Raw genomic sequence first — 7,789 nt, 5'->3', positions numbered from 1 at the left:
GGTGCCCGTTCGTGTGGAAAAAGGCGAAGGAAGGGCATCAGATAGCGAGATTGATGCCTGATCACGTGGAAAAAAGCGAAGGAAGGGAATCAGAAAGCGAGATAGGTGCCCGTTTGCGTGGGAAAATGCGCAGGAAGGGAATCAAAGAGAGGTTCTAGTAACATCTTGCATGAAAGATTAACCCTTCCATATTTTAATAAAGAAAGGTGGTTTTCCAATGAGGACCTGGCGTGTTGGAACATTTTCCATGGGGGCATCGCTCCTTATGCTTGGGATCATTCTTCTTTTATCACAAATTTTAGGCTACAAGCTTATACATGTGATGATGTCATGGTGGCCGATTATATTAATGATTCTTGGAATTGAAATATTAGTATTTCTCCTCTTTACAAAGCAGGAGAAACCTTTTTTAAAATATGATTTTCTTAGTATATTCTTTGTAGGCTTTTTAGGGACGGTCGGAATTGGCTTTGCGATTATTAGCTCTACAGGAATTTTGGAAAAACTGAATGATGTTTTACAACGAGAGGAGCGGACCTTTGAGCTCCCAGTCTTTGAACAGAAAATGAGTGACAGCATTAAAAGAGTAGTCGTAAATGCGGAGCATTCCCCTTTTACAATAGAGGGGACGCCCGAGAGCGAATTGGCGATATTTGGTACATACCGCGCTCTTTCAGGAAAAAATGAGGAATTAGTATCCGAATCAGAGGATTATGTGTCCATTAAAGAAAAAGGGGACACCCTTTATATCAACTTAAAGGGATTGCCAAGTGAAGCTGCCAGGCCATTTGATAGATTTGCAAGTTTATCTGCAACTATTCTCATTCCTAACAACGTAAAACTTGAGGTGAATGGAAACGATAATTCTATTACTCTTAAACCGCGTTCCCTTATGAGTGATTGGGCTGTTGACCGCGCATCTCATCTTTCCGTACAAATTCAGAACTCCAGTGATGTCAAAATCACTGCCACGGGTGTAAAGGAAATTCAGGGTGACCTGGAAAAATGGAATATTACAAAAGAAGCGAAGCAAAATGAATATGGAGATGCGGCCATAAAACAAGCCACGTTCCAAACAGGGGAAGGAAGCCACAAGCTTCAGATATTAAATAGTTATCAGGTGAGTTTAAATTCAGTCGAGTAGCCGTTATGATGAAAATACGGTACCCGGTTAATCTGGGTATCTTTTTCTAATGGTCTGCATCTATTAGTAGTAGAGATCCGGATAAATAAGCTTGTATTGTGGGAATAATGGATTTATCGCAGATTAACGGGCTGTAAGACCCCCTACTTCAAGAAGTTGAGTAATACAAAATTTCTAAGTGGGGGATCAACAGCCCGTAAAGGCCCGATTGGTTCAACTAACAATCAGTGGGAGATGAGGCAGACTATGAACGCGATGTCCTGTTGCGATGTGTGCACTAGCTTGTACTGAGCGTTGAACCACCCCACTGATTGAAGTTTCACTTTATGTGCTTAGTTCTGTCTTCGGTTTAGGTAAAAAATTGATATGTTGTTGCCTTTTAGATATGATGTTAACTGAATGAGAAAACGGATGATGTAACTTAAAGTTTATTAATAGGATGATGGGTATGAAAAGAGCAAGAATTATTTATAATCCAACTTCCGGTCGGGAAATTTTTAAAAAACATTTGGCGGAAGTATTACAAAAGCTGGAAACAGCAGGTTATGAGACATCTTGCCATGCGACAACAGGACCAGGAGATGCAACAAAGGCTGCACGAATGGCTGTCGAACGTAAATATGACCTTGTCGTGGCTGCAGGGGGAGACGGTACGATTAATGAGGTTGTCAACGGACTGGCAGAACAAGCTTACCGGCCGAAGCTCGGAATCATTCCAGTAGGTACAACGAATGATTTTGCACGGGCTCTGCATATTCCGAGGGATATTGAAGCTGCAGCAGATATCATCGTTAAAGGTGATAGGATCCCTGTCGACATTGGACGGATTAATGATAAGTATTTTATTAATATTGCCGGCGGTGGCAGGCTGACAGAGCTTACTTATGAAGTGCCAAGCAAGCTGAAAACGATGCTTGGGCAGCTCGCCTATTATTTAAAAGGGATTGAAATGCTTCCATCCATTCGATCAACGGAAGTGAGTATTGAGTATGATGGGAAGCTTTTTGAAGGGGAGGCGATGCTTTTCCTTGTTGGGTTAACCAATTCAGTCGGTGGATTTGAAAAGCTCGCTCCAGATTCATCGATTAATGACGGCTTGTTTTCCTTATTAATTTTGAAAAAGACAAACCTAGCTGATTTTATCCGAATTGCAACACTGGCAGTCCGCGGTGAGCATATCAATGATCCGCAAGTCATTTATACACAAGCGAACCGGATAAAAGTACAGTCTAGCGAAAAACTCCAACTAAATCTTGATGGCGAATTCGGCGGATTGCTGCCAGCCGAATTTGTGAATCTTTATCGCCATTTAGAAGTCTTTGTACCAATTGATCAAATCCGTGATGAGGACCGCCCGAGGGATTGGGCAAGTTCCTTATAAGAAAGAGGAGCTCGTTCCTATTGGGGGCGGGCTTTTTGCATACTAAGCATATGAAATGTGATAAACTTTAAGAGAATTTTATAAAAGGGGTGATGTTAAACATGAGTATTAGTGAAAGGATTGTGAACGAACTGATCGAAAAGATGAATCAAATGAATCAAAACCACAGTGAAAGTGAAATCTTTGTCCCTGGAAAGGGGAAATTCAAGATTATTTTACAGACAGAAAATGAAATGTCAATAAACGAAGAGGTAAATGCTGATCCCACATTGGCGGAAAAGTTTGAGAAGAGTCGAGATGCCTATCGTCATCAAAGATTTATGACATCCAAAGAATTAATAAACAGGATAAAAGAAACGGACTTTAATGATGAGAAATAAAAGAAGAGTCATATGGCCAGAACCTATCTTGAAAAACTTTTTACCCTTCAAAGTATTCATTTTACACCGGAAGAAACCAAAGATTTTTTAATAAACCTCGTACTAGAAGTTGAAGACCTGTTATTAAACCCAATACTATCTAAATCATATATGGAGGAATTCGGACGATTCATTGGCATCTCAAGAGTTATTGTCAGGAAGTTTTGTATTTATTATGAGTTTCATGGCTCTGACATTGTTATATTGAACATTAAATTCCCAGGTGAATACTCCGGTTAACTTTTTATCTTATTTTCTTCGTTTGTTAATACCCCTCAAAAAACTAACGATAATATCCTCTTTTGTTTCTAACACAAAAGGTTCGTCAGTATTTCGTATTCCCCCAATAATATGATACAATTTCCCTTATTAATGCTGAAAAAAAGGACGAAACGAATGAGTAAAACATTACCAGTACAAAAAAACGATTATATAGATGTGATTTTTGAAGATTTAACTCATGATGGGGCTGGGGTAGCTAAGGTTGAGGGCTATCCGTTATTTATTCCGAACGGGCTTCCCGGTGAAAAGGCAAAAGTTAAAGTAATTAAGGTGAATAAAGGCTATGGATTCGGCCGGATTGTTGAAATGTATGAAAAAAGCCCATATCGGGTTGAGGCGGCATGCCCTATTTACAAAGAATGCGGCGGATGCCAGCTTCAACACTTAAGCTATGAAGGGCAGCTGAAAGCGAAGGAAAAGCAAGTTAGGGACGTGCTAGAGCGGATTGGAAAACTCGAAAATGTTAAGGTTCACCCTGTCTTAGGCATGAAAGAGCCTTGGCGCTATCGCAATAAGGCCCAGGTTCCGGTTGGCGAGCAAGAGGGAGGCCTCATCGGCGGCTTTTATCAGCAGCGTACCCATCAAATTATTGATATGAAAGAATGCATCATTCAGCAGGAAAAAAATGATGAAGTTGTTCAGACTGTAATTGATATCTGCAGTCGTTACGGTGTTCGTGCATACAATGAGGGCAAGCATAAAGGAGATCTACGCCATATTATGGCCCGACACGGTCTCGTAACTGGAGAAGTAATGGTTGTGCTCATTACCAGAACGAATGACCTTCCGAATAAAAATAAGATTGTAGAGGAAATTGCTTCACGAATAAAAGGCATCAAATCCATTGTTCACAACGTCAACTCAAAGAAAACGAATGTCATCTTTGGTGACCATACCAAGGTTCTTTGGGGTGAGGAAGTCATCTATGATTTCATCGGAGATATTAAATTTGCAATCTCTGCCCGTTCCTTTTATCAAGTCAACCCAGAGCAGACAAAGGTTCTATATGATAAAGCGTTGCAATACGCAGATTTAAGCGGTGAAGAAAACGTGATTGACGCTTATTGTGGGATCGGAACCATTTCTTTATTCCTTGCTCAAAAGGCTAAGAAGGTTTTCGGTGTCGAAATTGTGCCGGAAGCAATTGAGGATGCAAAGCGGAATGCGGAACTCAATGGGATTACTAATGCAGAGTTTGCTGTTGGGGAAGCGGAAGTGGTGATACCTAAATGGTATGAGCAGGGCAATTCTGCAGATGTGTTAGTCGTTGATCCTCCACGAAAGGGCTGCGATGAAGCACTTTTGAACACAATTATTGAAATGAGGCCGAAGAAAGTCGTTTATGTCAGCTGCAATCCGGGGACGTTGGCGAGAGATTTGCGGATACTGGAGGATGGCGGGTATAAGACAGTGGAAGTGCAGCCGGTGGATATGTTTCCGCAGACGATGCATTGTGAGGCGGTTGCTAAATTAGTTATGAAAAAAGAACCAGAAGCCTAATGGTTTTAGGTTCTTTTGGGATTGGGACAGAATGTAAATTAAATGAACATAAAGCAAGATGAGCTATATCATAAGTAAATGAGGTTTTTGCTAATTTGTAAATGTAGGTTGTCTCAATGCAACTCTTTAGAGGCAGCCTATTTATTTAAAGTAAAGGCATGTGCCTTGCTTAGGATTAATACGGAAATGAACAGCTTCTGATGGTGGCCTTGGCTGGAGAAGCATAGCCATAAACCCTTTCATCAAGAATCCCCTAAAATCAGCTGCTAAATAACCGCAACTGTTCCTTGGTGAAAGCAATGAAGATTGGAAACACATTCTTGCAAAAAAATTGAGGGAATTGGGGCAAGCAAAAGTACGCTGAAAAGGACAAAAAAGTTTTATAAGTGAGTGCATCTAAATCCTTATTAAGCTAATAAAATCATTCAATGCCATATTTCCCATGAGTTTCTTTATTGGTACTGCTTTTTTTAGAAATATACAGTTTTTTAGTATTATCTAATCCAGCATAAAAAACCTCTGAATAATCTTTGATATTTTGCTTAGTCAGTGCAGATGTTAGCCAGTCTTTATCTAATCCAGCACTTGTTAAGTTTTCCTCCATTATCTTCCCATCAATGATTATATCTTTTTCAAGACCTGTACTTGCTGTTTGAATGTTCATATGATAGGGAGTAAGTGGTTTTTTATCTGATTTGGGTAACACGGAAAAATTCCCATCTGCTTCCATTATAGCGAATTCTACGTCTGCTACGTTGAAGGCATCTTTTTCTCTTAATTTCATCTTTAATTCATTTATGGTCAATTTCATTTTCTTCATATTTTCATCCACAATGGTCCCATTTTCAATTAAAGTTACCGGTTCAGAATTGATTAGCTTCCTAAAAGTGAAGCTTTTCATGTTTAAGTATCCGGTAAATATAGTTAATACTGAAAATAAAACCAATGCGGTAGTAGCTGATAGTGTAGCAAATTGCTTATCTATGACAGCATTTGCGACTAATGAACCCAATGAAACACCCATAATAAAATCAAAAAAATCCATTTTTGATATAAGTTTTCTGCCTATTCTTCGGGTTAAAAATAATGCTAAAATATATATTAAAATACCTTTTAGTATTGTAATGAAGAAAATCTTTTCCATAAATGTTTAACCTCTCTTATATTATATAATCGTCTATAGGTAGTAGTATTAGTGGGAATTAACAGGATATTCATTTGTTCAAATCGATATTTTATTAAACATTAAGGAAAGACATACTATTGGAGAGGTACAGGGTTGATCAACATTTAGAGTAAATCTGTAATCCGGGGACATAGGCAAGAGACTTGCGGATATTGGAGGATGGCGGGTATAAGACAGTGGAAGTGCAGCCGGTGGATATGTTTCCGCAAACGATGCATGTAGAGGTAGTATCGCAGATAGTTTTAAAAGAAAAAGCAGGTTCCCGATAAGGGATAAGGGTTAGATAAGAGTTTAATCGTGGAATCAATCCACTTATCACCGGTAATAACAAGTGTTATTTATAGGGGCCTTCTAGAAGTTTCGCGACTTTTGGGAGGCCTTTATTTCATAGCTATTTCAAGCAAGTACAGAGAATAAAATTTCATTTTACCTCACAATAAAATGTGTTGTCAATAAGAAAGTTTGTAATATTTTCAAGAAATGTTATAATAGTCTTATAATTGTTTTTTAAATCGTATTCCGAATTCTGCTGTGTTTTTTTGCAGATAGAATTATGGATACGTTTTTTTAATATCCTTTTTTAAACCGAAGGAAAATCAAACAGTCGTGTGAGCTTTAAAGGAAGTTAGTTGAATAAAATTATCAATTTACTATCTAATAGTAACCGAGTTTTTATTCTACAAGGAGGACTAGAATAATGAATCTAATCAATAAGAAAGTTACACACAAGCGTTTTGGCATGGGGAGTATAGTTAATCATAATGATTCTAGTATTGAAATACATTTCGCATCGGAAAATAAAAAGTTTGTTTTCCCCGATGTATTTGGGAAACACTTAACACTACATGATAAAAGTATTGCTAATTCACTAGAAAAAATAATACAAAAAAAGGAAATGGAACGAAAGGAGGAAGAATGGAAGAAGGAAGAGGAAAAAAAGCTACAACAAAAAAACCAGGAACTTCGTTTGGAACATGAAAAATTGATGAAAAATCATAAACTTCATCCCGAATCACAAATGGTATTTTGGTGTGACACAGAAGAACAGAATAGTTCTTTTTCGGAGTGGAAGGTTTTTTCAGGCTTAATAAAAAGTGGTAATAACAAGGGGAAGCCAAACAAACCCATCCGCTTGCACCAAAATAGCGTTGTCCTGTTAACGGCAATAGATCCAAGCATGCCTGAAAAAGACAGACGTATCTTAGGTGTCTATATGGTGAATGAAAATTTTATCGGTAAGCTCTGTGAAGATGGATATATTCCTGCTCATTCAAAATACAGACTCCAACTTACAGAACAGGAATCGGATCAGATGCTTTTTTGGAAGTATTATGTAAATGAAAAATTCCCCCACAAAATGACATGGAATACAGGTAAATATCGTTATTTTGATAATTTATGGATGGCTCAAATTTTGCTTGATATAGTTTCATTGAAAAGTGACCCAAAGGAACGAGAGCTGGGACAACAATTTTTTGAACATTTTTGTAAAATGAATCAGATAACAGATCAAGAGTTACCAAAGCCTAATGGCGCACTTATGCGTATTTAGACGTTAGCCCATTGATAATAAGAATGACAGGGGACTGACACATTTTTCCCATCCTTCACTAATGGCGAACAGTGCCTGGCTATTGTGGAGCGGTCGCGGGGTTGGGTTGGTATAATAGAAAAGCAGTTGATATAGAAAAATCTATACCAACTGCTTTTTTGTTTGAAAAGAACATTGCCAATATCTAATATTAATAATTGGCTGTTTTCCTCAGGCCCTTACCAAGTTTATTCCAAAACTACATTACCGATACAATGACAGAGCGAGAAAAAAGTCCAAGCAAAGAGTCTGGATGGACATTTCACAGAGAAATGGGTTTAAAAAG

Annotated in this window: 6 protein-coding genes and 1 pseudogene; 6 read left to right on the top strand and 1 reads right to left on the bottom strand. The window is 38.2% G+C overall.

Annotation, left to right across the window (positions count from 1 at the left end; all coding sequences use genetic code 11):
• The first annotated feature begins 217 nt into the window (after nt 1–217).
• From V7122_RS18380 to rlmD, 4 genes are all read left to right on the top strand, one after another.
• Complete coding sequence (locus V7122_RS18380; protein ID WP_335347739.1) at nt 218–1,144, top strand: hypothetical protein; 927 nt, start codon at nt 218–220, stop codon at nt 1,142–1,144.
• A 448-nt stretch (nt 1,145–1,592) separates the two neighbouring features.
• Nucleotides 1,593–2,525, top strand: coding sequence for a diacylglycerol kinase (locus V7122_RS18375; protein ID WP_335343904.1), 933 nt, complete (start codon nt 1,593–1,595; stop codon nt 2,523–2,525).
• A 101-nt stretch (nt 2,526–2,626) separates the two neighbouring features.
• Entirely contained in the window at nt 2,627–2,905 is a 279-nt protein-coding gene (locus V7122_RS18370) for a hypothetical protein (RefSeq protein ID WP_335343905.1), read from the top strand.
• A 435-nt stretch (nt 2,906–3,340) separates the two neighbouring features.
• Nucleotides 3,341–4,726 carry a 23S rRNA (uracil(1939)-C(5))-methyltransferase RlmD gene (gene rlmD, locus V7122_RS18365; protein WP_335483997.1) on the top strand — a complete coding sequence of 462 codons (1,386 nt, stop codon included), beginning with the start codon at nt 3,341–3,343 and terminating at the stop codon, nt 4,724–4,726.
• Between the two features lie 421 nt (nt 4,727–5,147).
• Here the strand turns inward: rlmD and V7122_RS18360 are convergent, their stop codons facing one another.
• On the bottom strand, nt 5,148–5,870 hold the full coding sequence (locus V7122_RS18360; protein WP_335528113.1) for a DUF421 domain-containing protein: 723 nt from the start codon (nt 5,868–5,870) through the stop codon (nt 5,148–5,150).
• A gap of 158 nt (nt 5,871–6,028) precedes the next feature.
• On the opposite strand from V7122_RS18360, the pseudogene V7122_RS18355 reads away from it, so the two are divergent.
• Together V7122_RS18355 and V7122_RS18350 are read left to right on the top strand one after the other, a co-directional pair.
• Nucleotides 6,029–6,181: pseudogene (locus V7122_RS18355) on the top strand (23S rRNA (uracil(1939)-C(5))-methyltransferase RlmD); the annotation flags it as partial.
• A gap of 428 nt (nt 6,182–6,609) precedes the next feature.
• A complete protein-coding gene (locus V7122_RS18350) occupies nt 6,610–7,464 on the top strand; it encodes a malate synthase (RefSeq protein WP_335354459.1) in 855 nt (284 codons plus the stop codon).
• Nucleotides 7,465–7,789: the final 325 nt, after the last annotated feature.

The organism is Bacillus sp. JJ1532, assembly GCF_036965085.1.
Classification (GTDB): domain Bacteria; phylum Bacillota; class Bacilli; order Bacillales; family Cytobacillaceae; genus Cytobacillus.
The sequence above is the reverse complement of the archived record's forward strand: the minus strand, read 5'-3'. Positions and strand labels throughout refer to the sequence as shown.